Origin of the sequence: Streptomyces sp. NPDC048664 (assembly GCF_040650555.1) — a bacterium.
In the GTDB taxonomy this organism is placed as follows: Bacteria; Actinomycetota; Actinomycetes; order Streptomycetales; family Streptomycetaceae; genus Streptomyces.
Window position 1 is genome coordinate 1 of the sequence record NZ_JBEZHK010000001.1, and the last position, 23,457, is coordinate 23,457.

The 23,457-nt window shown below is 72.4% G+C and carries 23 protein-coding genes; 15 read left to right on the plus strand and 8 right to left on the minus strand.

What is annotated here, in order from left to right; translation table 11 throughout:
- Positions 1-747 precede the first annotated feature (747 nt).
- Together AB0C59_RS00005 and AB0C59_RS00010 are read right to left on the minus strand one after the other, a co-directional pair.
- On the minus strand, positions 748-1,713 hold the full coding sequence (locus AB0C59_RS00005; protein ID WP_362999835.1) for a DeoR/GlpR family DNA-binding transcription regulator: 966 nt from the start codon (positions 1,711-1,713) through the stop codon (positions 748-750).
- Positions 1,714-1,935: 222 nt separating this feature from the next.
- Positions 1,936-3,384 carry an NAD(P)H-quinone dehydrogenase gene (locus tag AB0C59_RS00010; protein ID WP_362999836.1) on the minus strand — a complete coding sequence of 483 codons (1,449 nt, stop codon included), beginning with the start codon at positions 3,382-3,384 and terminating at the stop codon, positions 1,936-1,938.
- A 95-nt stretch (positions 3,385-3,479) separates the two neighbouring features.
- On the opposite strand from AB0C59_RS00010, the gene AB0C59_RS00015 reads away from it, so the two are divergent.
- The 3 genes from AB0C59_RS00015 (at position 3,480) to AB0C59_RS00025 (ending at position 6,703) form a co-directional block, all read left to right on the plus strand.
- Positions 3,480-3,917, plus strand: coding sequence for a gamma-glutamylcyclotransferase (locus tag AB0C59_RS00015; protein WP_362999837.1), 438 nt, complete (start codon positions 3,480-3,482; stop codon positions 3,915-3,917).
- A gap of 192 nt (positions 3,918-4,109) precedes the next feature.
- A complete protein-coding gene (locus AB0C59_RS00020; protein ID WP_362999838.1) occupies positions 4,110-4,934 on the plus strand; it encodes a purine-nucleoside phosphorylase in 825 nt (274 codons plus the stop codon).
- A 137-nt stretch (positions 4,935-5,071) separates the two neighbouring features.
- Positions 5,072-6,703, plus strand: a complete 1,632-nt coding sequence (locus AB0C59_RS00025) for a phospho-sugar mutase (RefSeq protein WP_362999839.1) — start codon at positions 5,072-5,074, stop codon at positions 6,701-6,703.
- Between the two features lie 89 nt (positions 6,704-6,792).
- Here the strand turns inward: AB0C59_RS00025 and AB0C59_RS00030 are convergent, their stop codons facing one another.
- A complete protein-coding gene (locus AB0C59_RS00030; protein ID WP_362999840.1) occupies positions 6,793-7,482 on the minus strand; it encodes a PH domain-containing protein in 690 nt (229 codons plus the stop codon).
- A gap of 190 nt (positions 7,483-7,672) precedes the next feature.
- Here AB0C59_RS00030 and deoC point away from each other — a divergent pair, with 190 nt between their 5' ends.
- From deoC to AB0C59_RS00045, 3 genes are read left to right on the plus strand one after another with little or no spacing between them, the layout of a single operon-like run.
- Entirely contained in the window at positions 7,673-8,623 is a 951-nt protein-coding gene (gene deoC, locus AB0C59_RS00035; RefSeq protein WP_363000131.1) for a deoxyribose-phosphate aldolase, read from the plus strand.
- Positions 8,624-8,628: 5 nt separating this feature from the next.
- Positions 8,629-10,065, plus strand: a complete 1,437-nt coding sequence (locus tag AB0C59_RS00040) for an aldehyde dehydrogenase family protein (protein ID WP_362999841.1) — start codon at positions 8,629-8,631, stop codon at positions 10,063-10,065.
- Positions 10,058-10,963, plus strand: coding sequence for an aldehyde dehydrogenase family protein (locus AB0C59_RS00045; protein WP_362999842.1), 906 nt, complete (start codon positions 10,058-10,060; stop codon positions 10,961-10,963). Before AB0C59_RS00040 ends, AB0C59_RS00045 begins: the two co-directional genes overlap by 8 nt.
- 115 nt (positions 10,964-11,078) lie before the next feature.
- Here the strand turns inward: AB0C59_RS00045 and AB0C59_RS00050 are convergent, their stop codons facing one another.
- Complete coding sequence (locus AB0C59_RS00050) at positions 11,079-11,480, minus strand: hypothetical protein (protein ID WP_362999843.1); 402 nt, start codon at positions 11,478-11,480, stop codon at positions 11,079-11,081.
- 128 nt (positions 11,481-11,608) lie between these two features.
- Between AB0C59_RS00050 and AB0C59_RS00055 the strand changes: the two genes are divergently transcribed.
- A complete protein-coding gene (locus AB0C59_RS00055; protein ID WP_362999844.1) occupies positions 11,609-12,235 on the plus strand; it encodes a uridine kinase in 627 nt (208 codons plus the stop codon).
- 205 nt (positions 12,236-12,440) lie between these two features.
- Here AB0C59_RS00055 and AB0C59_RS00060 read toward each other — a convergent pair whose 3' ends face one another.
- Positions 12,441-13,193: a SigE family RNA polymerase sigma factor gene (locus AB0C59_RS00060; RefSeq protein WP_362999845.1), complete on the minus strand. Its 753-nt coding sequence runs from the start codon at positions 13,191-13,193 to the stop codon at positions 12,441-12,443.
- Between the two features lie 230 nt (positions 13,194-13,423).
- On the opposite strand from AB0C59_RS00060, the gene afsQ1 reads away from it, so the two are divergent.
- From afsQ1 to AB0C59_RS00085, 5 genes are all read left to right on the plus strand, one after another.
- Positions 13,424-14,101: a two-component system response regulator AfsQ1 gene (gene afsQ1, locus AB0C59_RS00065; RefSeq protein ID WP_362999846.1), complete on the plus strand. Its 678-nt coding sequence runs from the start codon at positions 13,424-13,426 to the stop codon at positions 14,099-14,101.
- Positions 14,098-15,690 carry a HAMP domain-containing sensor histidine kinase gene (locus tag AB0C59_RS00070; protein WP_362999847.1) on the plus strand — a complete coding sequence of 531 codons (1,593 nt, stop codon included), beginning with the start codon at positions 14,098-14,100 and terminating at the stop codon, positions 15,688-15,690. Before afsQ1 ends, AB0C59_RS00070 begins: the two co-directional genes overlap by 4 nt.
- Positions 15,687-16,328 (plus strand): hypothetical protein, encoded by a 642-nt coding sequence (locus tag AB0C59_RS00075; RefSeq protein WP_362999848.1) that lies wholly within the window; start codon positions 15,687-15,689, stop codon positions 16,326-16,328. The genes AB0C59_RS00070 and AB0C59_RS00075 overlap by 4 nt, the downstream gene beginning before the upstream one ends.
- A gap of 124 nt (positions 16,329-16,452) precedes the next feature.
- Entirely contained in the window at positions 16,453-17,004 is a 552-nt protein-coding gene (locus tag AB0C59_RS00080; RefSeq protein WP_362999849.1) for a VanZ family protein, read from the plus strand.
- 87 nt (positions 17,005-17,091) lie between these two features.
- Positions 17,092-17,298: a PspC domain-containing protein gene (locus AB0C59_RS00085; protein ID WP_362999850.1), complete on the plus strand. Its 207-nt coding sequence runs from the start codon at positions 17,092-17,094 to the stop codon at positions 17,296-17,298.
- Between the two features lie 72 nt (positions 17,299-17,370).
- Here AB0C59_RS00085 and AB0C59_RS00090 read toward each other — a convergent pair whose 3' ends face one another.
- Positions 17,371-17,691: an ATP-binding protein gene (locus AB0C59_RS00090; protein WP_363000132.1), complete on the minus strand. Its 321-nt coding sequence runs from the start codon at positions 17,689-17,691 to the stop codon at positions 17,371-17,373.
- Between the two features lie 147 nt (positions 17,692-17,838).
- Entirely contained in the window at positions 17,839-18,993 is a 1,155-nt protein-coding gene (locus tag AB0C59_RS00095; protein WP_362999851.1) for an adenosine deaminase, read from the minus strand.
- A 113-nt stretch (positions 18,994-19,106) separates the two neighbouring features.
- Here AB0C59_RS00095 and AB0C59_RS00100 point away from each other — a divergent pair, with 113 nt between their 5' ends.
- Entirely contained in the window at positions 19,107-19,868 is a 762-nt protein-coding gene (locus AB0C59_RS00100; protein WP_362999852.1) for an alpha/beta hydrolase, read from the plus strand.
- 74 nt (positions 19,869-19,942) lie between these two features.
- Here the strand turns inward: AB0C59_RS00100 and AB0C59_RS00105 are convergent, their stop codons facing one another.
- Positions 19,943-20,905 carry a LysR family transcriptional regulator gene (locus tag AB0C59_RS00105; protein ID WP_362999853.1) on the minus strand — a complete coding sequence of 321 codons (963 nt, stop codon included), beginning with the start codon at positions 20,903-20,905 and terminating at the stop codon, positions 19,943-19,945.
- A gap of 63 nt (positions 20,906-20,968) precedes the next feature.
- On the opposite strand from AB0C59_RS00105, the gene AB0C59_RS00110 reads away from it, so the two are divergent.
- Both AB0C59_RS00110 and AB0C59_RS00115 read left to right on the plus strand, forming a co-directional pair.
- Positions 20,969-22,240: an MFS transporter gene (locus tag AB0C59_RS00110; RefSeq protein ID WP_362999854.1), complete on the plus strand. Its 1,272-nt coding sequence runs from the start codon at positions 20,969-20,971 to the stop codon at positions 22,238-22,240.
- Between the two features lie 158 nt (positions 22,241-22,398).
- Complete coding sequence (locus AB0C59_RS00115) at positions 22,399-23,406, plus strand: sigma-70 family RNA polymerase sigma factor (protein ID WP_362999855.1); 1,008 nt, start codon at positions 22,399-22,401, stop codon at positions 23,404-23,406.
- Positions 23,407-23,457: the final 51 nt, after the last annotated feature.

Below are 23,457 nucleotides of genomic sequence, written 5' to 3' on the forward strand. Positions count from 1 at the left end.
CAACCCCTCAACGCCCACAAAGCAGGCACCATCAAGGGCCTCACCGCCGAGGTCGGCTCCTCCATCACCTCGGGCGCGGCCATCTGCGACATCACGGACTGAGCACCTGAGCAGGCGCCCCGCACCACCGTCCACGGTGAGGCGGGGCGTTTTGCCGTGATACGGACGCGCAGCCGGGGCCCCATATCCGCGGGCACCCTGCGCGTTCGGCGCACGACCGGAGCTGCGGCGGGTGGCCGACCGCCCTCCAAGCCCGGCACGGCGCGACAGGGCACCGCCGGGTCGCAGACTGCCCCCGTAGTTATCGCCTCCGGCCACTTGGCAGCGGGACCCCGCCCTCCACGTGACGGCCGGAGCCACAAGGCCCCGCAACCGCCCGAGGGCGCACAGCACGCCCCGGCGCCCCCGGCCACCCAAGCCCGAGGCACGGCCCGAGCATCGCGCCCCAAGCAGATCCCGACCGAGGCACACCCCCGACACCGCGCCATGGGCCACCAGCCGAGGCACGTGGCACGGCCCCAGCACCCAACCGCAGCACCGCGCGCACCCACACGGCCCGCCCCCGGTCCACGAGACGCCGCTCGGCCACCCGACGCGCCACGGGCCACCGGCCAAGGTACGTGGCACCGCCCGAGAACCCGGACGTCCGGGCACCCGAGCCACGCGACCCGTCCAGCCCACAAGGTGCCGCGGGCGCTTGCGCCGTCGGTCAGCCTCCCGGCGCCGGTCAACCCGCCGCCGGAGGCGTCAGCGGCGGCGCAGGTCCGCCACGCGGGCCCGGTCGCCGGTGGGCTGGTCGCCCAGGACGGTCGCCGTGCGCAGTTGGGGGCCGCCGCCGGGAACCTGGCCGCGGCGCGGGCCGGGCAGGGGAACGTCCCTGCGCGGCTGCCGCCCCGCCGGGCCCCCCTCACCCCCCGTCGCACCCCCGGCCGAGGCTCCGGCGACCGCGACCTGCACGCCCTGGTCGGCCAGTGCCTGCAGCTCGGTGGCCGCGCGGTCGTCGTGCGGCGGCGGCTCGTCGGTCACCAGCCGGGTGATCACGTCCGTCGGCACGGTCTGGAACATGGTGTCCGTGCCGAGCTTGGTGTGATCGGCGAGGACGACGACCTCCGCGGCCGCCTGCACCAGCGCGCGGTCGACGGACGCCGACAGCATGTTGGAGGTGGACAGCCCGCGCTCGGCGGTGAGCCCGCTCCCGGACAGGAACGCCTTGGAGACTCTGAGCCCCTGGAGCGACTGCTCGGCCCCGCTGCCGACAAGGGCGTAGTTGGAACCCCGCAGGGTGCCCCCGGTCATCACGACCTCCACGCGGTTGGCGTGGGCCAACGCCTGGGCCACCAGGAGGGAGTTGGTGACGACGGTCAGTCCGGGCACCCGGGCGAGCCGGCGGGCCAGCTCCTGGGTGGTGGTCCCCGCCCCGACCACGATGGCCTCGCCCTCTTCGACGAGCCCGGCGGCGAGATCGGCGATGGCCGTCTTCTCGGCGGTCGCGAGATGAGACTTCTGCGGAAAGCCGGACTCTCGCGTGAACCCGCCCGGCAGTACCGCACCGCCATGCCGGCGGTCGAGGAGTCCTTCTGCCTCCAGTGCGCGCACGTCCCGCCGTACGGTCACTTCGGAGGTCTGGACGACGCGGGCGAGCTCACGGAGCGACACGGCTCCGTTCGCTCGCACCATTTCGAGGATCAATTGACGACGTTCTGCAGCGAACACGAAACTGACAGTAACCCCAACGACCGTCTGCTTTCAGCAGTTTGCGCCGAATAGCAGAAGTTGTTCGCACAGTGGGGTCGACAGTGGTATACGCGCCTACTCCGGAGGACTATGCCGTCCGCATCGTCCACGACCGCCCGTGAAGGGGCGGTCGAAAGCCGGCGGGCGGGCCCGGTGACCGGCCGCGTGGCTGGTCACCGGCCGGGTCCCGCCGACGGCGGCTCAGGCCTCGGTACCGGCCTTGCGGGTGTGCAACTGCCGCGCCACCTCGGCGATCGAGCCGGACAGCGACGGGTACACGGTGAAGGCGTTGGCGATCTGCTCGACCGTCAGATTGTTGTCGACCGCGATCGAGATGGGATGGATCAGTTCGGAAGCGCGCGGCGCGACGACCACTCCGCCGACGACGATCCCGGTGCCCGGACGGCAGAAGATCTTGACGAAACCGTCCCGGATGCCCTGCATCTTCGCGCGGGGATTACGCAGCAGCGGCAGCTTGACGACCCGGGCGTCGATCTTGCCGGCGTCGACGTCGGCCTGGGTGTAACCGACGGTGGCGATCTCGGGGTCGGTGAAGACGTTGGAGGAGACGGTCTTCAGGTTGAGCGGGGTCACCGCGTCACCGAGGAAGTGGTAGATCGCGATACGGCCCTGCATGGCGGCGACGGACGCGAGCGCGAAGACACCGGTCACGTCTCCGGCCGCGTACACCCCCGGAGCCGTGGTCCGCGAGACCTTGTCGGTCCAGATGTGCCCGGAGTCCCGGAGCCTGACCCCGGCCTCCTCCAGGCCCATCCCGCTGGAGTTGGGGATGGCGCCGACGGCCATGAGGCAGTGCGACCCGGTGATCACCCGGCCGTCGGCGAGGGTGACCTCGACCCGGTCCCCGACGCGCTTGGCGGACTGGGCGCGGGAGCGGGCCATGACGTTCATGCCGCGACGCCGGAAGACGTCCTCCAGGACGGCGGCGGCGTCCGGGTCCTCACCGGGCAGCACCCGGTCGCGGGAGGAGACCAGCGTCACCTTGGAACCCAGGGCCTGGTAGGCGCCCGCGAACTCGGCGCCGGTGACACCGGAGCCGACCACGATCAGTTCCTCGGGCAACTCGTCGAGGTCGTAGACCTGGGTCCAGTTGAGGATGCGCTCGCCGTCGGGCTGGGCGTCGGGCAGCTCGCGCGGGTGACCGCCGGTGGCGATGAGGACGGCGTCGGCGGTGAGGGTCTCCTCGCTTCCGTCCGCGGCGCGCACGACGACCTTGCGCGAACCGTCCAGGGCCTGCATGCCCTCCAGCCGGCCGCGCCCGCGCATGACCCGGGCACCGGCGCGGGTGACCGAGGCGGTGATGTCGTGGGACTGGGCGAGCGCGAGCCGCTTCACCCGTCGGTTGACCTTCCCCAGATCGACCCCGACGACCCGGGCGGCCCGCTCCAGCGGCGGGGTGTCGTCCGCCACGATGATGCCGAGCTCCTCGTACGACGAGTCGAAGGTGGTCATCACCTCGGCCGTCGCGATGAGCGTCTTCGACGGGACGCAGTCGGTGAGCACCGACGCCCCGCCCAGACCGTCGCAGTCCACGACGGTCACCTCCGCGCCGAGCTGCGCGGCCACCAGCGCCGCTTCATAGCCGCCGGGTCCGCCACCGATGATCACGATCCGAGTCACGTACTCCATTGTCCCGCACGCCCCGGACGCTTCTCCTGCGGGGGCGGGAGGAAGGATTCCGGTTGCCGCCGACAGGGCCCTGGGGCTGCCGTACTCTCGACCCCATGTCGCTCTACGCCGCGTACGCCGGCAATCTCGACGCGCGGCTGATGACGCGCCGCGCACCCCACTCGCCGCTGCGCGCCACCGGCTGGCTCAACGGCTGGCGGCTGACCTTCGGCGGTGAGCACATGGGCTGGGAGGGCGCCCTCGCGACCCTCGTGGAGGACCCGTTCTCGCAGGTGTTCGTCGCGCTGTACGACATCGCGCCCATGGACGAGGAGTCCATGGACCGCTGGGAGAGCGTGAGCCTGGAGGTCTACCGCCGCACCCGGGTCCGCGTCCACACGCTGGACGGCGAGGACAACGCCTGGACGTATGTGCTGAACGGCTACGAGGGCGGCCTCCCGTCGGCCCGCTACCTCGGCGAGATCGCGGACGCGGCGGAGTCGGCCGGGGCCCCGCACGACTACGTGATGGAACTGCGCAAGAGACCCTGCTGACCCTGCTTGCCCCGCCGGCCTGCCGACAGCGGCCGGTCCTGGCGCGGCACCGGAGGTGACCGGCGGCGCGACGGGTTCGACCAGGACATCGCCCCCGCGGCAGCTCTTCGTCAGAAACGACAAGACAACGATCGCATTGCCGTGACCTCCATCATCTACGCGCGTAGGCCCAGACCGGCTACCCTCGTCCGCGTGAACGCATCTCTTCTTCCGGACGACATCCAGGGCGACCCCTACGCCGCCGCCGACGCCGCCGCCGCGCGCCTGCGCGAACTGACGGGCGCCGAGACCCACGACGTCGCCCTCGTGATGGGCTCCGGCTGGGGGCCGGCCGTCGACGCGCTCGGCGAGGCCGAGGCCGAGTTCCAGGTCACCGAGCTGCCCGGCTTCCCGCCGCCGGCCGTCGCGGGCCACGGCGGCAAGATCCGCTCGTACAAGGTCGGGGAAAAGCGCGCCCTGGTCTTCCTGGGCCGCACCCACTACTACGAGGGCCGCGGGGTCGCCGCCGTCGCGCACGGCGTGCGTACGGCCGTCGCCGCCGGCGCCAAGACCATCGTGCTCACCAACGGCTGCGGTGGCCTGCGGGAGACGATGCGTCCCGGGCAGCCGGTCCTGATCAGCGACCACATCAACCTGACCGCGACCTCCCCGATCGTCGGCGCCAACTTCGTCGACCTGACGGACCTCTACTCCCCGCGCCTGCGCACCCTCTGCAAGGAGATCGACCCCTCCCTGGAGGAGGGCGTGTACGCGCAGTTCACCGGGCCGCACTACGAGACCCCGGCGGAGATCCACATGGCCCGCACCATCGGCGCGGACCTGGTCGGCATGTCCACGGTGCTGGAGGCGATCGCCGCGCGTGAGGCGGGAGCCGAGGTCCTGGGCATCTCCCTGGTGACGAACCTGGCCGCCGGTATGACGGGCGAGCCGCTGAACCACGAGGAAGTCCTGCAGGCGGGCCGCGACAGCGCCACCCGCATGGGCGGCCTGCTCGCCCAGGTTCTGCAGCGCCTGTAGCCGGCTCGACCGGCGCGGGCGGCCCGTACGGCGCGGCCCGGCCGGTGAGCGCGCACCGTCCACGGCCGGCGTGCGCCGAGCGCCTCGCCGTGCCGCGCACGGCACCGTACCGACACACAACGAGAGGTTGACCCGACGTGCACGACGAACTCATCGCACGGGCCCAGGCGTGGCTGGCCGAGGACCCCGACGCGGAAACCCGTGAGGAACTCGCCCGGCTCATCGACGCCGAGGACCACGCCGAGCTCGCCGCGCGCTTCAGCGGCACCCTCCAGTTCGGTACCGCGGGGCTGCGCGGTGAACTCGGCGCCGGGCCCATGCGGATGAACCGCGCCGTGGTCATCCGCGCCGCGGCCGGACTCGCCGCGTACCTCAAGGCCCAGGGCCAGGGCGACGGACTGGTCGTCGTCGGCTACGACGCCCGCCACAAGTCCGCCGACTTCGCCCGGGACACCGCGGCCGTCATGACGGGCGCGGGCCTGCGCGCCGCGGTGCTCCCGCGCCCGCTGCCCACGCCGGTCCTCGCGTTCGCCATCCGGCACCTCGGCGCGGTCGCGGGTGTGGAGGTCACCGCCAGCCACAACCCGCCGCGCGACAACGGCTACAAGGTCTACCTGGGCGACGGCTCCCAGATCGTGCCCCCGGCCGACGCCCTGATCGCGGCGGAGATCGACGCCATCGCCGGTCTCGACTCGGTGCCCCGCCCGGACGGCGGCTGGGACACGCTGGACGACAGCGTCCTGGACGCCTACCTCGCCCGCACGGACGCCGTGCTCGCCGAGGGCTCACCGCGCACGGCGCGCGCCGTCTACACGGCGATGCACGGCGTGGGCAAGGACGTCCTGCTCGCCGCGTTCGCCCGGGCCGGCTTCCCGGCCCCGATCCTCGTCGCCGAGCAGGCCGAGCCCGACCCGGACTTCCCGACCGTCGCGTTCCCCAACCCGGAGGAGCCCGGCGCGATGGACCTCGCCTTCGGGCAGGCCCGCCGTACGGACCCGGACCTCGTGATCGCCAACGACCCCGACGCCGACCGCTGCGCCGTGGCCGTGAAGGACGGCGGCGACTGGCGCATGCTGCGCGGCGACGAGGTGGGCGCGCTGCTGGCCACGCACCTGGTCCGGCGCGGGGTCACCGGCACGCTGGCCGAGTCGATCGTCTCCTCCTCGCTCCTCGGCCGTATCGCCGAGAAGGCGGGCCTGCCCTACGAGGAGACCCTGACCGGCTTCAAGTGGATCGCCCGGGTGGACGGCCTGCGCTACGGCTACGAGGAGGCGCTCGGCTACTGCGTCGACCCCGAGGGCGTGCGCGACAAGGACGGCATCACGGCCGCCCTGCTCATCACCGAACTCGCCTCGGAGCTGAAGGAGGAGGACCGGACCCTGCTCGACCTGCTGGACGACCTCGCCGTCGAGCACGGGCTGCACGCGACGGACCAGCTCTCGGTCCGGGTCGAGGACCTGTCCGTGATCGCCGACGCGATGCGGCGCCTGCGCGAGCAGCCGCCGACCGCGCTGGCGGGGCTGGCCGTCACCCGCACCGAGGACCTCGCCCGGGGCACGGACCTGCTCCCGCCCACCGACGGGCTGCGCTACACGCTCGACGGCGCGCGCGTGATCGTCCGTCCCAGCGGCACGGAGCCGAAGCTGAAGTGCTACCTGGAGGTCGTGGTGCCCGTCGCCGCGCACGCCGGGCTTCCCGAGGCCCGCGCCAAGGCGGCGCAGCTCCTCGCGGCGGTCAAGCGGGACCTCGCGGCGGCGGCCGGCATCTGACCGTCCCGCTCGTCCCGGTCGTCCGGGTCCGCATGTCGAAGGGGGCGCTTCCCACGGGAGGCGCCCCCTTCGACATGCCCGCGGGCCCGTCAGCCGATGGCCAGCAGGATCGCCAGGAGCACCGCTCCCGCGACGGCGGGGGCGATCACCTCGTACGCCCAGCGGACGGTCGGCTCGCCCTGGGCGTGCACGGAGGTCGCGTGGGCCTCGGCCAGCTCGCGCAGACTGTCCATGTTCTGGTCGCCCTCGGCCCGGATCGGTCCCGTGCCCTGGGGCATGGGACCGCCGCGCAGGCTGCCCGTCAGCCCGCCGAGGCCGCCGAGGCCGCCGCCCCGGCCGAGGTCCGGGTTGTCCCGCCGCGCTGCCTGGCGGTTGGCCCTCTTGCGGCCGCGCAGGGAGACGGGGATGGCCCACAGCTGGTACCTGCTGCCCGAGGAGGTGACGACCTCGTTGGAGTAGCCGGAGCGGAGCGTGGCGACCGAGCCCCAGGGCAGCACGATCACCCGGAACGGGTTGCGCACCCGCAGCCGCTCCTCGTTCGCGTAGACGGCCGGGCGCAGGGTGAAGGCCGTGACCAGGGGGATCACCAGGATCAGCGTGGCGAGCGCCAGCCAGGGCGTGCGGCCGTGCCCCGCGACGATGGCGTCGATGCCGAGCCAGAGCACGATGGCCAGCAGCAGCACGCCGGAGGCGATACCGAGGTGCGACCGGTGGATCCGGTCCGCGTACCCGGGTTCCGCGGGGCCCGGCGAGGGCGGCTGGTGATCAGAGGTCGTCATGGTGCCGATTCTGCACGACCTGGGCGCGGGGGCCGTGCGCGGTCCCGGGCTGTGGCGCACCCGGTGCCCGCCCCGGGCCGGAATATTCCCCTCCGATTACCCTCCGGCTGCCGTCCGGTTTCCGTCCGGCATCGGTCAGTGACGGGGACTGTACAGCCGCTACGCGCGTAGATATGCTCGGCTGGTGACCATGCCCACCTCCCCCACCGCTCTTACGGATGTCACCGCGTCCGACGGCACGCTGCGCCGCTTCCTGCACGGGCTGCCCGGCGTCGACGCGGTCGGCCTGGAGGCGCGCGCCGCCTCCCTCGGCACCCGATCCATCAAGACCACCTCGAAGGCGTACGCCATCGACCTCGCCATCTCGATGGTCGACCTGACGACGCTGGAAGGCGCGGACACCCCGGGCAAGGTCCGGGCGCTCGGCGCCAAGGCGGCCCATCCCGACCCGACGGACCGCACGACGCCCACGACCGCGGCCGTCTGCGTCTACCCCGACATGGTGGCCGTCGCCAAGGAGGCCGTCGCCGGCTCCGGCGTGAAGGTCGCCTCGGTCGCGACCGCCTTCCCGGCGGGCCGTGCCGCGCTCGACGTGAAGCTGGCCGACGTGCGCGACGCCGTGGCCGCCGGAGCGGACGAGATCGACATGGTCATCGACCGCGGGGCGTTCCTCGCGGGCAGGTACCTGAAGGTGTACGACGAGATCGTGGCCGTGAAGGAGGCCTGCGGTACCTCGGCCCGCCTCAAGGTCATCTTCGAGACCGGCGAGCTGTCGACGTACGACAACATCCGCCGGGCCAGCTGGCTCGGCATGCTGGCCGGGGCCGACTTCATCAAGACCTCGACCGGCAAGGTCGCCGTCAACGCGACGCCCGCGAACACCCTGCTCATGCTGGAGGCCGTCCGCGACTTCCGCGCGCAGACCGGCGTCCAGATCGGTGTGAAGCCCGCCGGAGGCATCCGGACCACCAAGGACGCCGTCAAGTTCCTGGTCCTGGTCAACGAGACCGCGGGCGCGGACTGGCTGGACAACCACTGGTTCCGCTTCGGCGCCTCCTCGCTCCTGAACGACCTGCTGATGCAGCGTCAGAAGCTGGCCACCGGCCGCTACTCCGGCCCCGACTACGTGACGGTGGACTGATCACCATGGCATCGGCATTCGAATACGCCCCCGCGCCCGAGTCCCGCTCGGTCGTCGACATCGCGCCCTCCTACGGCCTGTTCATCGACGGCGAGTTCACCGACGCCGCCGACGGCAAGGTGTTCAAGACGGTCAGCCCGTCCACCGAGGAGGTCCTCTCCGAGGTCGCCCAGGCGGGCGCGGCGGACGTCGACCGCGCGGTGCGGGCCGCCCGCAAGGCGTTCGAGAAGTGGTCGGCGCTGCCCGGCTCGGAGCGCGCCAAGTACCTCTTCCGCATCGCCCGGATCATCCAGGAGCGCAGCCGCGAGCTGGCCGTCCTGGAGACGCTGGACAACGGCAAGCCGATCAAGGAGACCCGCGACGCGGACCTCCCGCTGGTCGCCGCGCACTTCTTCTACTACGCGGGCTGGGCCGACAAGCTGGACCACGCGGGCTTCGGCTCGAACCCGCGTCCGCTCGGCGTCGCGGGCCAGGTCATCCCCTGGAACTTCCCGCTCCTGATGCTGGCGTGGAAGATCGCCCCCGCGCTCGCGACGGGCAACACGGTCGTCCTCAAGCCCGCCGAGACCACCCCGCTGTCGGCTCTCTTCTTCGCGGACATCTGCCGTCAGGCCGGCCTGCCCAAGGGTGTCGTCAACATCCTGACGGGCCACGGCGACGCGGGTGCCGCGCTCGTCGCGCACCCCGACGTCAACAAGGTCGCCTTCACCGGCTCCACGGCCGTCGGCAAGGAGATCGCCCGCACCGTCGCGGGCACCCGCAAGAAGCTCACGCTCGAACTCGGCGGCAAGGGCGCCAACATCGTCTTCGACGACGCGCCCATCGACCAGGCCGTCGAGGGCATCGTCACCGGCATCTTCTTCAACCAGGGCCAGGTCTGCTGCGCGGGCTCGCGCCTGCTGGTGCAGGAGTCGATCCAGGACGAGCTGCTGGACGCCCTCAAGCGCCGCCTGTCCACGCTGCGCCTGGGCGACCCGCTCGACAAGAACACCGACATCGGCGCGATCAACTCCGCCGAGCAGCTGGCCCGGATCACCGCGCTCACCGAGCAGGGTGAGGCGGAGGGCGCCGAGCGCTGGTCCCCGGACTGCGAGCTGCCCTCCGCGGGCTACTGGTTCGCCCCGACGCTGTTCACCAACGTCACCCAGGCGCACACCATCGCCCGTGACGAGATCTTCGGCCCCGTGCTGTCGGTCCTCACCTTCCGCACGCCCGACGAGGCGGTGGCCAAGGCCAACAACACGCAGTACGGCCTGTCCGCCGGCATCTGGACGGAGAAGGGATCCCGGATCCTGGCCGTCGCGAACAAGCTGCGCGCGGGTGTCGTCTGGTCCAACACGTTCAACAAGTTCGACCCGACCTCGCCCTTCGGCGGCTACAAGGAGTCGGGCTTCGGCCGCGAGGGCGGTCGCCACGGCCTGGAGGCTTACCTCGATGTCTGAGAAGACCGAAAAGACTGAGCGGCTCAGCGTCTTCAAGACCTACAAGCTGTACGTCGGCGGGAAGTTCCCGCGTTCCGAGAGCGGCCGGGTGTACGAGGTGACGGACCCCAAGGACAACTGGCTGGCCAACGCCCCCCAGTCCTCCCGCAAGGACGCCCGTGACGCGGTCGTCGCCGCGCGCAAGGCGTTCGGTGGCTGGTCGGGCGCGACGGCGTACAACCGCGGCCAGATCCTCTACCGCGTCGCCGAGATGCTGGAGGGTCGCAAGGACCAGTTCGTCCGCGAGGTCGCCGAGGCCGAGGGCCTGTCGAAGTCCAAGGCGGCGGCGGTCGTGGACGCGGCCGTCGACCGCTGGGTCTGGTACGCGGGCTGGACCGACAAGATCGCCCAGGTGGTCGGCGGCGGGAACCCGGTGGCGGGCCCCTTCTTCAACCTCTCCTCCCCCGAGCCGACCGGCGTGGTGGCGGTCCTCGCCCCGCAGGAGTCGTCGTTCCTCGGCCTGGTCTCGGTGATCGCCCCGGTCATCGCGACCGGCAACACGGCGGTGGTGATCGCGAGCGAGAAGGCGCCCCTGCCCGCGCTGTCCCTCGGCGAGGTGCTGGCCACCTCGGACCTGCCCGGCGGCGTCGTCAACGTGCTCTCCGGCCGCACGGCCGAGATCGCCGCGCCGCTGGCCGCGCACCAGGACGTCAACGCGATCGACCTCGCGGGCGCCGACGAGGACCTGGCGAAGGAGCTGGAGACCGCGGCGGCGGACAACCTCAAGCGCGTCCTGCGTCCACAGGGTGTGGACGACTGGACGGCGACGCCGGGAACCGGCCGTATGACGGCGTTCCTGGAGACCAAGACCGTCTGGCACCCGACGGGTTCACTGGGCGCCTCCGGTTCGTCGTACTGACGCATCGGCGTCCCCGACGGCCATGTCGGGGGCCCGAGGCCAGGAGAGCCGCGCTGCCCTGCCGTCCGGGGGCAGCGCGGCTCTCCGTCGCAGGGCCGGGCGTTCGGGGGCGTGCTCAGTGCACCGCCCCGAGCACGCTCCCGAGCACCGGCAGGCTGCCGAACGACGGGGCCTCGGCGACCGGGTGGGTCACGGAGCGGGACGACAGCGGCTTGAAGTCGGCGAGCTGGGTGCCGACCCCGTTGTCGAGCGGGTCGACCCCCGTGCCCGCCAGCGGGTTGGGCTTGAGTCCGGCGACGGGGCCGACGGCGTAGCCGAGCGGGCCCGTCAGCGGCGACAGGCCCGACTGCCGGCCGATGCCGCCGAGCGGTGCGGGCCGCAGGTGCGTCGCGTCCAGCGACGGTGCGTCGGCCGCGGACGCCGTGGCCGCGCCGGCCCCCAGCGCGGCACCCGCGGTCGCCAGTACGGCGAGCGTCCGCCGCGCGCTGTGGTTCTTGGGGGAGGCGTGTCGTGCCATCGATCGTGCCACCTTCTCAGTGCCGAAAGTAATCGTGTCGACACGAAGGGTAGTTGAGATGTGATGTGCGCACCAACGTCGCACTTTGGTGTCGGCACAGTGCACGTGATGCGTCAAACTGGTGTCTCGTGAGTCTCCATCCCCCGGCCCCCGCCCGCGTCGTCCTGCTGTGCGGCCCCTCCGGCTCCGGCAAGTCCCTCGTCGCCGCCCTCTCCGGCCTGCCCGTGCTGCGGCTCGACGACTTCTACAAGGAGGGCGACGACCCGACGCTGCCGCTGGTGGAGGGGAGTTCGGACATCGACTGGGACCATCCCGGGTCCTGGGACGCGGATGTCGCCGTCAAGGCCATCACCGAACTGTGCGCCACCGGGCGTACGACGATCCCGGTGTACGACCTCGCCAAGAGCGCGCGTACGGGGGCGGAGGCGCTGTCCATCGACCGTACGCCCGTGTTCATCGCCGAGGGCGTCTTCGCCGCGGAGATCGTGGAGCAGTGCCGGGCACTCGGGGTGCTGGCCGACGCGCTGTGCCTGACCCGGGGGCCGATGACCACGTTCCGGCGCCGGTTCGTGCGGGATCTGCGGGAGGGGCGCAAGTCGGTGCCGTTCCTCCTGCGGCGGGGGTGGCGGCTGATGCGGGCCGAGCGGTCGATCGTGGCCCGACAGGTTGCGCTCGGGGCGCACGGGTGCGGGCGGGACGAGGCGCTGGGACGTTTGGGGGCGGCCGCGGCGGGGCGGGTGGCCCTGCGGGCCTGACGGGTCGCCTGCGCGCTGCGCGGGGGTGCGGTTCTGCGCAGTTCCCCGCGCCCCTGACGTGCGCGTTCCGGGTCCCTGCATGGTGAAAAGCGGGACTGGGCGGACCCCCCGGTCCTCCAGTCCCGCCTCCCGTGCTCCCCCGTGTCCCCCCGGACGGGCCCCCGTGCTCCCGCCGGTTACCGCTCCCCCGTTTCCCCCCAGTCCCTCAGGCGACGAGTTCGCCGAAGGACTCCTCCTCGTCACGGCCGAAGCTCAGGGCCTCGTCGTCGCGCAGCCGGCGGAGTGACCGCCAGATGCTGGACTTCACCGTGCCGACGCTGATGTCGAGGATCTCCGCGATCTCCGGGTCCGTGCGGCCCTCGTAGTAGCGCAGGACCAGCATGGTGCGCTGGAGTTCGGGCAGCCGGGCGAGCGCCTGCCACAGCACGGCGCGCAGCTCGGTGCCGCGCATCGCGTCCGTGTCACCGGCGGTCTCCGGCAGTTCCTCGGTCGGGTACTCGTTCAGCTTGCGGCGGCGCCACGCGCTGATGTGCAGGTTCGTCATCGTGCGCCGCAGGTATCCCCCCACGGCGGCCTTGTCGCTGATCCGGTCCCACGCCCGGTAGGTCGAGAACAGCGCGCTCTGCAGCAGGTCCTCGGCCTCGAAGCGGTCGCCGGTCAGGTGGTAGGCGGTGGCGTACAGGGAGGCGCGCCGCTCCTCGACGTAGGCGGTGAACTCCGCCTCCGACGCCGAGCGGCGCTCCCTCGTCGCCTCCCCGTACACGGCTCCCCCGTGAGCCTCGACCGCCCTGCCGCCCCCCGTGAAAACGTCAACCACCGTCATGTACGCGGTGTGCTGACGCCCGGTGCCGCGAACACACCCCCGCCTGCTCACGACACCGGACTTCTCCCCGTCCCGGACCACGTCGTGCAGCCGCGTGACAACCGCGCCCGTGCTGGTGCCGTGCAGCGTGTTCATCCTGCGCCCCCCGTCGTGGAGTCCCCGGTGTTCGTACGGTTCTGCCTGTGCCCAAAAGCTTGCCGAGGCCACTTCATGGACGTGTCCGCCGACTGTCACAGGGCTGTCACAGGGGTGGTCCTCGGCCGTGTCCCAGCGGCACCACAGGGAGAGGCCGTACCGGGGCGCCGACCCGAACAAACGTCGGGGGAGGTCGATGGACCACCCCGGCATGGGCCAGAATGGCGTCTGTGCCTTCCCTGTTGCTGATCGAGGACGACGACGCCATCCGTACGGCCCTGGAGCTGTCACTGACGCGCCAGGGACACCGTGTGGCCACCGCTGCCACCGGCGAGGACGGTCTGAAGCTGCTGCGCGAACAACGGCCGGACCTGATCGTGCTGGATGTGATGCTGCCCGGCATCGACGGTTTCGAGGTGTGCCGGCGCATCCGGCGCACCGACCAGCTGCCGATCATCCTGCTGACCGCGCGCAGCGACGACATCGACGTGGTGGTCGGGCTGGAGTCCGGCGCGGACGACTATGTCGTCAAGCCCGTGCAGGGCCGGGTGCTCGACGCCCGGATCCGGGCGGTGCTGCGGCGCGGCGAGCGGGAGGCCAACGACGCGGCGACCTTCGGCAGCGTCGTCATCGACCGCTCGGCGATGACCGTCACCAAGAACGGTGAGGACCTCCAGCTCACCCCGACGGAACTGCGGCTGCTCCTGGAGCTGAGCAGACGGCCCGGACAGGCCCTGTCCCGCCAGCAGCTGCTGCGCCTGGTGTGGGAGCACGACTACCTGGGCGACTCCCGGCTGGTCGACGCCTGCGTCCAGCGGCTGCGCGCCAAGGTCGAGGACGTCCCGTCGTCGCCCACGCTGATCCGCACGGTCCGCGGCGTCGGATACCGGCTGGACTCGCCTCAGTGACCGAGTCGCCGGCAGAACACCGCGGCTGGACCGCGGGACGCACGACCGCGCTGTCCCGGCTGCGCTTCACCAGCCTGCGGCTGCGCCTGGTCGTGGTCTTCGGCCTCGTGGCACTGACCGCCGCCGTCTCGGCGTCCGCGATCGCCTACTGGCTCAACCGCGAGGCGGTGCTCACCCGCACCCAGGACGCGGTGCTGCGCGACTTCCAGCAGGAGATGCAGAACCGGGCGAGTTCCCTGCCGATGCACCCGACGCAGGACGAACTCCAGCACGCGGCCGGGCAGATGGCGAACAGCAGCCAGCGGTTCAGTGTGCTGCTGGTCGCGACGGACGAGCACGGCAGAACCGTGGTGGGCAACTCCGACCTGGACACCTTCACCCTGGAGAACGTGCCGAAGTCGCTCCAGAAGGCGGTGGGCAGGCAGCAGCCGGCGTCGTCGGACGGCAGCCACGTCTACCACCTGTACTGGCAGCGCATCGACCAGAACGGCAAGCCCTACCTGGTGGGCGGCGCGAAGGTGATCGGCGGCGGCCCGACCGGCTACATGCTCAAGTCGCTGGAGCCGGAGGCCAAGGACCTCAACTCGCTGGCCTGGTCGCTCGGCATCGCCACCGGGCTCGCGCTGATCGGCTCGGCGCTCCTCGCCCAGGCCGCGGCGACCACCGTGCTGAAGCCGGTGCACCGCCTCGGCATCGCCGCCCGGCGTCTTGGCGAGGGCCAGCTGGACACCCGGCTGAGGGTGTCCGGCACCGACGAACTGGCCGAGCTGTCGAGGACGTTCAACCGCACCGCGGCGGCCCTGGAGAAGAAGGTCGCGGACATGAGCGCCCGCGACGAGGCCTCCCGCCGCTTCGTGGCGGACATGTCCCACGAACTGCGTACCCCGCTCACCGCGATCACGGCCGTCACCGAGGTCCTGGAGGAGGAGCTGGACGCGGAGACCGGCGGCATCGACCCGATGATCGAGCCGGCCGTACGGCTGGTGGTCAGCGAGACCCGGCGCCTCGGCGACCTCGTGGAGAACCTCATGGAGGTCACCCGCTTCGACGCGGGCACGGCACGGCTGGTCCTGGACGACGTGGACATCGCGGACCAGATCACCGCGTGCATCGATGCCCGCGCCTGGCTGGACGCCGTCGAACTGGACGCCGAGCGCGGCCTCATGGCCCGCCTCGACCCGCGCAGGCTGGACGTGATCCTGGCCAACCTGATCGGCAACGCGCTCAAGCACGGCGGCTCCCCGGTGCGCGTCATCGTGCGCGAGGAGGACGAGGACCTCCTCATCCGGGTGCGGGACCACGGTCCCGGTATCCCCGAGGACGTCCTGCCGCACGTCTTCGACCGCTTCTACAAGGCGAGCGCCTCACGCCCCCGCTCCGAGGGCAGCGGCCTGGGGCTGTCCATCGCGCTGGAGAACGCGCACATCCACGGCGGTGAGATCACCGCCGCCAACTCCCCCGACGGCGGGGCCGTCTTCACGCTGCGACTGCCGCGCGACGCGTCGGCGCTGGTCGAGTTGGAGAAGCGCGACGGGGACCAGGGCGGCGGCGGGGACGACGGCGACGGCGCGGAAGGGCACGCCCGATGACAGGACACAGGGCACGTCCCACGACGGGGGGCGGTGTGCGGCGCTGGCTCGCCGTTCCGCTGCTGGCCGCGGCGCTGGCCGGTTGCGGCATCCGCCCCACCCAGGTGCCGACGGACTTCGGGCCCGCGCCCTCCCGCGTGCCGTGCGCCCTCTCCGGCACGGACGTGACCGCGGAGTCGGGTCACCGCGGCATCCCGGTCCAGGTCTTCCTGCTGTGCTCCTCGCAGCTGGTCACGGTGGACCGCGCCGTGCGCATCCCGGACGGCACGGCCGAGGCGGCCCGTCGGGTGCTGGTGGCCCAGGGGCTGATCGACCAGCTCGCGGCGACGCCGTCCCCCGCCGAGACGCAGGCCGGCTACACGTCGAGCGTGACCAGCGGCATCAAGGTCGGTGGACCGCGTGGCAAGGACCCGGCCGACACCTTCCGGCTGAGCGTCCCGCCGCAGAACCTCACCCCCTACGCCCTCGCGCAGATCGTCTGCACCTTCGCCAACTCGGAGGCGACCGCGGCGGACGACGGCAGTGTGGTCCTCGCCGGCCGCGACGAAACGGTCTTGCACCGCTACGAGTGCAGCACGGACGTACGGACGCACCCGGGCGACAAGCATCCCCCGTACGCCCAGATCGCCGGGGGCTGAGCGCGCGCGGCCTCGGCCGCCGCGGCCGCACGGTGGGGCGTGCCGACCGCGCCGGGGGGCGCGCGTCGCGCGGCCCGCGCCGGGTGGCGGAACCGGAAGCACCGACCGCCGCGTCTTGGAGGGCGTGCAGCGTCAAGGTTCAGACGGCGGCAGCGCCGCGATCCGCGTCCGTGTGGCAGGGGGTGTCCTCCTCGCCGCTCATCTCGCGCTCGTCGCCTGGTTCACGCTGCGGCCGCTGGACGTCCCCTGGGTGATGCCCGCCAACCTGCGTCCGCTGGCCACCATCAGAGCCGATCTCTCGCTGGGCTGGCCCGAGGCCGCCGACCGGATAGGCAGGGGCCTCGCGCTGCTCGGACCGCTCGGGGTGCTGCTGCCGATGGCGGGGGGCCGGGTCGACGTGTCGCCGTTCGCCTCGCTCGTCCGCACCGTCGCCGCGGGCACCCTGATCTCGCTGGGGATCGAGCTGCTGCAGACCGGGGTTCCGGGTCAGGTCGTGGACATCGACTCGGTCCTGCTCAGCACGGTCGGCGTGGCCCTCGCCCACCTCCTGGTCGTTCCGGTGGCGCGCCGCCGGCTCCGTCGCCGGGTCGAGTACCGGCGCCTGGCCGCCCTCCCCCGGGAGGAGCCCTCTCAGGGGAGGACCCCGACGATTCCCAGGGTCGGTATGGCCCCGTAGGGCGACGCCCGGCACCCTTCGCCACCCGTAGCGTGCATCACGTAGGACACGTGGACAGCGTGCCGCACGAAACCGAAGGAGCCACTCATGACCGCCCTCGCCCGCCCCACCCACGGACGCATGATCGGTGGTGTGTGCGCCGCGCTGGCACGGCGGTTCGGCACCTCCGCGACCACGATGCGAGTGATCTTCCTGGTGTCCTGCCTGCTGCCGGGCCCGCAGTTCCTCCTCTACCTGGCGCTGTGGATCCTGGTCCCGTCGCAGGACCGGGACGACGCGCACACGGCCTGGTGAGGGGCACCGCACGCGTGACGCCGAAGGGCGCCCCGAGCCGGGGCGCCCTTCGTTCGTACGGGGCGGGCCGGCTCAGCCGAGCGGGATCCCGTCGACCGGCAGACCGTGCGTGGGGAGGCCCTGCGTAGGGAGGCCGTGCGTGGGCAGGCCGTGCGTGGGCAGGCTCCGGACCGGCAGTCCGCCGAGCAGCCCGGTGACCGGCTTGGCGGGTCCCCCGGCCACGGCCTGGTGGACGAGCGGCAGGGCGGCGGCCGTCGGCAGCGCCTGGGTGGCGGTGTCCAGCCCCGGCGCCTGGGGGAGGGCCGGCGCGGCGCTCGCGACACCCGCGCCCGCGGCGGCGAAGGCGGCACCGAGAGCGGCGACACCGAGGGTCCTTGCGGCAGACTGCTTCATGATGAACGCGTCCTTGGTTCCGTTGCCGTCGACGTTGCGTTGACGGGTGGGTGAGCGGTCCAGAACCGTAGGCACGCGCGACAGGACTCCGCAAACACGCGAGAACGGCCGGGACATCGCGTCCCGGCCGTTGTCGTCTCGCCCCGGTCAGCGGCCGGACGCGGAAGAGTCCCTGGTGGAGGCGGTGTCCCGGAACAGCCACGCGGACTTCAGTTCGGCGTATCCCGGCTTGATGACGTCGTTGATCATCGCCAGTCGTTCATCGAAAGGAATGAACGCCGACTTCATGGCATTGACCGTGAACCACTGGAGATCGTCGAGCGTGTAGCCGAACGCGTCGGCCAGGTGGTCGAACTCGCGGCTCATGCTCGTCCCCGACATCAGACGGTTGTCCGTGTTGACGGTGGCGCGGAAGTGCAGCCGCCGCAGCAGACCGATCGGATGCTCGGCGTAGGAGTCGGCGGCGCCCGTCTGGAGGTTGGAGCTCGGGCACAGCTCCAGCGGGACGCGCTTGTCCCGCACGTACGAGGCCAGACGCCCGAGCCTGACCGAGCCGTCCTCCATGACCTGGATGTCGTCGATGATGCGCACCCCGTGCCCGAGGCGGTCGGCGCCGCACCACTGCAGGGCCTGCCAGATGGAGGGCAGCCCGAAGGCCTCACCGGCGTGGATGGTGAAGTGGTTGTTCTCGCGCTTGAGGTACTCGAAGGCGTCCAGGTGCCGGGTGGGCGGGTAACCGGCCTCCGCGCCCGCGATGTCGAAGCCGACGACACCCAGGTCCCGGTACCGGTTGGCCAGTTCGGCGATCTCCAGCGCACGGGCCGCGTGCCGCATGGCGGTCAGCAGGGCGCCGACCCGGATGCGGTGGCCGTCCTCCCCGGCCCGCCGCTCGCCCTGCCGGAAGCCCTCGTTGACGGCCTCGACCACCTCTTCGAGGGAGAGCCCGCCCTCCAGATGCTGTTCGGGCGCGTAGCGCACCTCGGCGTAGACCACCCCGTCGCGGGCGAGGTCCTCGGCGCACTCGGCGGCCACCCGTACCAGCGCCTCGCGGGTCTGCATCACGCCGACGGTGTGGGAGAAGGTCTCCAGATACCGCTCCAGGGAGCCGGAGTCGGCGGCCTCGCGGAACCAGACACCGAGCTTCTCCGGGTCCGTCTCGGGAAGGTGTGCGTAGCCGCTCTCGCGGGCGAGTTCCACGATCGTGCCGGGGCGCAGGCCCCCGTCGAGGTGGTCGTGCAGCAGGACCTTGGGAGCGCGGCGGATCTGTTCCGAGCTCGGGGTGTTCCGGTGCTGGCTCGTCATTTCCGCACCATAGACCCTACGCGCGTAGAGTTCGACGTACGGCAACACGTCGATATCCAAAGGTGATCCTCCCGCCAGGTCTCGTACACCGTCGCTTCTGACACTGTTCTGTCATGGCACACCAAGTGACGCCGGTTCGCAGGGCCCGGCTGGGGAGGGCGCTCGGCCCGGAGCCGAGGACGGTGAGCGGTGCGGTCCTGCTCCTGCCGGGGGGCGAGGAGGTCTCCGCCCGCAGACCGTCCCCGCTGACGGCCGCCGCCTCCGTGCGCGCCCTGGGCCGTCGGCTGGCACGGGCCGGACGGGAGGAAGGCCTGGTCGCCCACGTGGTGCACTACCGCTACCGGGGCTGGAACGGGGGTGAGGCCCATCTGGCGGGCGACGCCTCCTGGGCCGCCGACGAGGTCGTGCGCCGGTACGGCGACGTGCCCGTGTGCCTGGCCGGCGTCGGCATGGGCGGACGGGCGGCGTTGCGCGCGGCGGGGCACACGGCCGTCGACTCGGCGTTCGCGATGGCCCCCTGGCTGCCGGAGGAGGACATGGCGGCGTCACCCGAACCGGTGAAGCAGCTGGCCGGGCGGCAGGTGCTGATCGTGCACGGCACGAACGACGAACGCACCGACCCGGAGCTGTCGTTCCGGCTGGCGGCCCGGGCGAAGAAGGCCAACCGGCAGGTCTGCCGCTTCGAAGTGCACGCCGACGGGCACGGGCTGCATCAGTACCGGTCCGAAGTGCACGCGCTGGCCGAGGACTTCGTGCTGGGAAGCCTGTTCGGCCGGGGGTTCTCCCGCCCGGTCCAGGACGCCCTGGCGGCCCCACCGCCCCTCGGCCTGAGGATGCCCCTGGCGGCGGGCTTCGGCCGCTCACTACGCCGCTGAGCCCCGGGCCACACCCGGAAGCAGCCCGGCGCCGGGGACGGGGCCACGCCCCCATCCGCCGCACGGCGTCGTGCTCAGTCCGGTAGGAGCCTGCCTCTCCTGGACAGCAGGAACTTCTTGAAGGCCGTCACCGGGGGTGTGTCGACCTGCCCCTCCCGCCAGGCGACACCGATCTCGCGGACCGCACGCGGCGCGGTGACCGTCAACTCCACGACACCCGGGCGCGGCACCGCCGGCGGGGGCAGCAGGGCCACGCCGAGCCCGGCCGCGACCAGGCCGCGCAGGGTCTCGGCCTCCTCGCCCTCGAAGGCGATCCGCGGCCGGAACCCGGCCTCCTGGCACAGGGCGTCGGTGATGCGGCGCATCCCGTAGCCGGGTTCGAGGGTCACGAACGCCTCCTCGGCGGCCTCGGCGAGGCGGATGCGCCTGCGGCCCGCGAGCCGGTGGTCGGCCGGTACGACGAGGCGCAGTTTCTGCTCGTCCAGACGGCGGGCGACCAGGTCGGGGGCGTCGGGCACCGGAGAGGTGAGGCACAGGTCCAGCTCCCCCGCGCGCAGCCGTTCGAGCATCGCCTCCCCGTAGTTCTGCACGAGGCTGAACCGGATACGCGGATGGTCGGCGCGGAAGGCGTGGATCAGTCCGGGCACGGTCTCGGCGCCCAGCGTGTGCAGGAATCCGAAGGCGACCTTGCCGCCGGCCGGGTCCGCGTCCGCGCGCACCTCCTCGGCGGCCCGACCGATCTCCGTCAGGGCCCGTTCGACGGAGGTGAGGAAGGTGCGGCCCGCCGGGGTGAGCGAGACCGTGCGGCCGCGGCGGGCGAACAGGTCCACGCCCAGGTCCTGTTCGAGCCGGACCAGCGCGCGGGACAGGGTCGACTGCGGGACCCGCATCTCCCGCGCGGCCCGCGTGACGTGCTCGGTACGGGCCACGCCGGCGAAGTACGCCAGGCGAGGAGCGAGTGTCATGATGATGTCTTCCGCGTCACTTGTGTCACCGAACGGTGACAGCCCCTCGCCTGACCTCTGCTGATGCACCATGGGAACGATTATGGGGTTTCTGTGCATTGGACGCATGACCGGTGGGCTCCGTACTTTCGAAGCATGCCTGCCGCCGATACCGGGGCGTCCACCATCGTGGACGCCGATGCCATTGCAGTCCCTTCCTCCGACTCCCGTATGACGCCGGGCGGGCCCGGCTACCGCCGGATGAGCCTCGCCCTCTTCCTCGCCGGGGTCGCGACCTTCGCCCTCCTCTACTCCACGCAGGCTCTGCTGCCCCTGGTCTCCGCGGGCTTCGGCGTGACGGCGAGCGCGGCGAGCTGGACGGTGTCCGCGGCCACCGGTGGTCTCGCCCTGTTCGTGCTGCCCATGAGCGCGCTGTCCGAGCGGTTCGGACGGCGCACGGTGATGACCGCGTCCCTGGCGATCGCGGTGGCGGTCGGGCTGCTGGTCCCCTTCGCCCCCTCGCTCGGCGCGCTGATCGTCCTGCGGGCCGTGCAGGGTGCGGCGCTGGCCGGGCTGCCCGCGTCGGCGACCGCGTATCTGGCCGAGGAGGTCAGCCCCAAGGCGCTGATCACCGCGATCGGCCTGTTCGTGGCCGGTAACAGCGTCGGCGGCATGAGCGGCCGGGTGATCACCGGCTGGGTGGCCCAGGAGTGGGGCTGGCGGGTCTCCGTCGGCACGGTCGGCGTGATCGCCCTCGTCTGCGCGGTGGCCTTCCGGCTGCTGCTCCCGGCGCCGAGGAACTTCCGGCCCGGTTCGCTGCGCCCGCGCGTCCTGGCCCGTACGGTCCGCGACCACCTGGCCAACCCGCTGCTGCGCCGGCTCTACGCCATCGGCGCCCTGTTCATGACGGTGTTCGGCGGCGTGTACACGGTGATCGGGTACCGCCTGACGGCGGAGCCGTTCGGTCTGCCGCAGGGCATCATCGGCTCGATCTTCCTGGTCTACCTGGTGGGCACGGTCTCGGCGTCCACGGCGGGCCGGCTGGTGGGCCGGCTCGGCCGCCGCGGGGCGCTGTACCTGGCGGCCGGTACGACGACGGCGGGCCTGCTGCTGTCCCTGGCCTCCTCCCTCCCCCTGGTCCTGCTGGGCCTCGTCCTGATCACCGCGGGCTTCTTCGCGGGCCACGCGGTGGCGTCCTCCGCGGTCAGCCACACCGCGAAGCAGGGCCGCGCCCAGGCCTCGGCCCTCTACCAGTCCGCGTACTACATCGGTTCCAGCGCCGGCAGCGCGCTGGGCGCGATGGCCTTCCACTCGGGCGGCTGGTCCGGGACGGTGGGCCTGGGCGTCCTGGCGGTGCTCGGCGTCCTGACGATCACGGTGTTCGGGTCGCGCGCCGCGCGCGTCGAACGCCGCCTGGCCACGGCCTGAACCCGGCTCCGGCGCCCTCGTCGGGGCGAGCCGCCGCGTGACCCCGTCCGTCCAGGGCGGGGTTCTCGCGGTCCGGGGGCCGTTGTCAGTGGCCTGTTGTAGCTTCCGAGGTGCTGGGGCGCGATGGAGCGCGACAGGAGCTGCCACAGGGGTGGACCATGGGCAAGGGCGCGGCGACGACGCAGGACCTCGACGTCCGGCTGGAGCGGCACCGGGTGGAGCTGACGGGGTACTGCTACCGCATGCTCGGTTCCGCGTTCGAGGCCGAGGACGCGGTGCAGGACACCATGGTCCGGGCCTGGCGGAACTTCGAGAAGTTCGAGGGGCGGTCCTCGCTGCGCTCCTGGCTGTACCGGATCGCGACGAACGTCTGCCTGGACATGCTGAGCGCGGGCGGCAGACGCGCCCGTCCGATGGATCTGACCGATTCCAGCCCGCTGGCCCGGGCCGCGCTCGTGCCGCGGCCGGACAGCACCTGGCTGGAGCCGGTGCCGGACGCCCGGGTCCTGCCGCAGGTGAGCGACCCGGCTCAGGCCGCCGTCGCGAAGGAGTCGGTGCGGCTCGCGTTCATGGCGGCCCTGCAGACACTGCCGCCCAAGCAGCGCGCGGTGCTCATCCTGCGCGAGGTGCTGGCCTGGAGGGCGAGCGAGGTGGCGGAGCTGCTCGGCACCTCGGTCGCCTCGGTCAACAGCGCGCTCCAGCGGGCCCGCGCCACCCTGGCGGAGACGGACGGCGAGGCCGCCGGTGTGCGCGATCCGCTGGACGAGGAGCAGCGAAGACTCCTGGAGCGCTATGTCACGGCGTTCGAGGGCTACGACATGGCCGCGCTGACGGCCCTGCTGCACGAGGACGCGGTGATGACGATGCCGCCGTTCGACCTGTGGCTGCGCGGGGCGCCGGACATCACGGGGTTCATGACGACCCTGGGCGCGGCCTGCGCCGGCTCACGGCTGGTGCCGGTCGCGGTCAACGGCCTTCCGGGCTTCGCGCAGTACAAGCCGGACCCGGGGACGGGGCGCTTCACGGCCTGGGCCGTCCAGGCCCTGGAGACGTCGGGCGGCCGGATCGTCGGACTCCACTGCTTCCTGGACACGACCCGCTGGTTCCCCCTGTTCGGGCTGCCCGCGCGGCTCGACGGGGCGGGCGACGGGGTCGGGCCGGCGTAGGGCCCGCGCGCGGGCGCGCCGAAGATCACATTGACCGGGCCGCGACCGGCG

Bases quoted from the DNA above. Each gene is read 5' to 3' on its own strand.
- AB0C59_RS00010 (WP_362999836.1), bottom strand. From the start codon at position 3,384: ATGGAGTACGTGACTCGGATCGTGATCATCGGTGGCGGACCCGGCGGC.
- AB0C59_RS00015 (WP_362999837.1), top strand. From the start codon at position 3,480: ATGTCGCTCTACGCCGCGTACGCCGGCAATCTCGACGCGCGGCTGATG.
- AB0C59_RS00030 (WP_362999840.1), bottom strand. From the start codon at position 7,482: ATGACGACCTCTGATCACCAGCCGCCCTCGCCGGGCCCCGCGGAACCC.
- deoC (WP_363000131.1), top strand. From the start codon at position 7,673: ATGCCCACCTCCCCCACCGCTCTTACGGATGTCACCGCGTCCGACGGC.
- AB0C59_RS00040 (WP_362999841.1), top strand. From the start codon at position 8,629: ATGGCATCGGCATTCGAATACGCCCCCGCGCCCGAGTCCCGCTCGGTC.
- AB0C59_RS00045 (WP_362999842.1), top strand. From the start codon at position 10,058: ATGTCTGAGAAGACCGAAAAGACTGAGCGGCTCAGCGTCTTCAAGACC.
- AB0C59_RS00050 (WP_362999843.1), bottom strand. From the start codon at position 11,480: ATGGCACGACACGCCTCCCCCAAGAACCACAGCGCGCGGCGGACGCTC.
- AB0C59_RS00060 (WP_362999845.1), bottom strand. From the start codon at position 13,193: ATGAACACGCTGCACGGCACCAGCACGGGCGCGGTTGTCACGCGGCTG.
- AB0C59_RS00075 (WP_362999848.1), top strand. From the start codon at position 15,687: ATGACAGGACACAGGGCACGTCCCACGACGGGGGGCGGTGTGCGGCGC.
- AB0C59_RS00085 (WP_362999850.1), top strand. From the start codon at position 17,092: ATGACCGCCCTCGCCCGCCCCACCCACGGACGCATGATCGGTGGTGTG.
- AB0C59_RS00090 (WP_363000132.1), bottom strand. From the start codon at position 17,691: ATGAAGCAGTCTGCCGCAAGGACCCTCGGTGTCGCCGCTCTCGGTGCC.
- AB0C59_RS00095 (WP_362999851.1), bottom strand. From the start codon at position 18,993: ATGACGAGCCAGCACCGGAACACCCCGAGCTCGGAACAGATCCGCCGC.
- AB0C59_RS00100 (WP_362999852.1), top strand. From the start codon at position 19,107: ATGGCACACCAAGTGACGCCGGTTCGCAGGGCCCGGCTGGGGAGGGCG.
- AB0C59_RS00105 (WP_362999853.1), bottom strand. From the start codon at position 20,905: ATGGTGCATCAGCAGAGGTCAGGCGAGGGGCTGTCACCGTTCGGTGAC.
- AB0C59_RS00110 (WP_362999854.1), top strand. From the start codon at position 20,969: ATGCCTGCCGCCGATACCGGGGCGTCCACCATCGTGGACGCCGATGCC.
- AB0C59_RS00115 (WP_362999855.1), top strand. From the start codon at position 22,399: ATGGGCAAGGGCGCGGCGACGACGCAGGACCTCGACGTCCGGCTGGAG.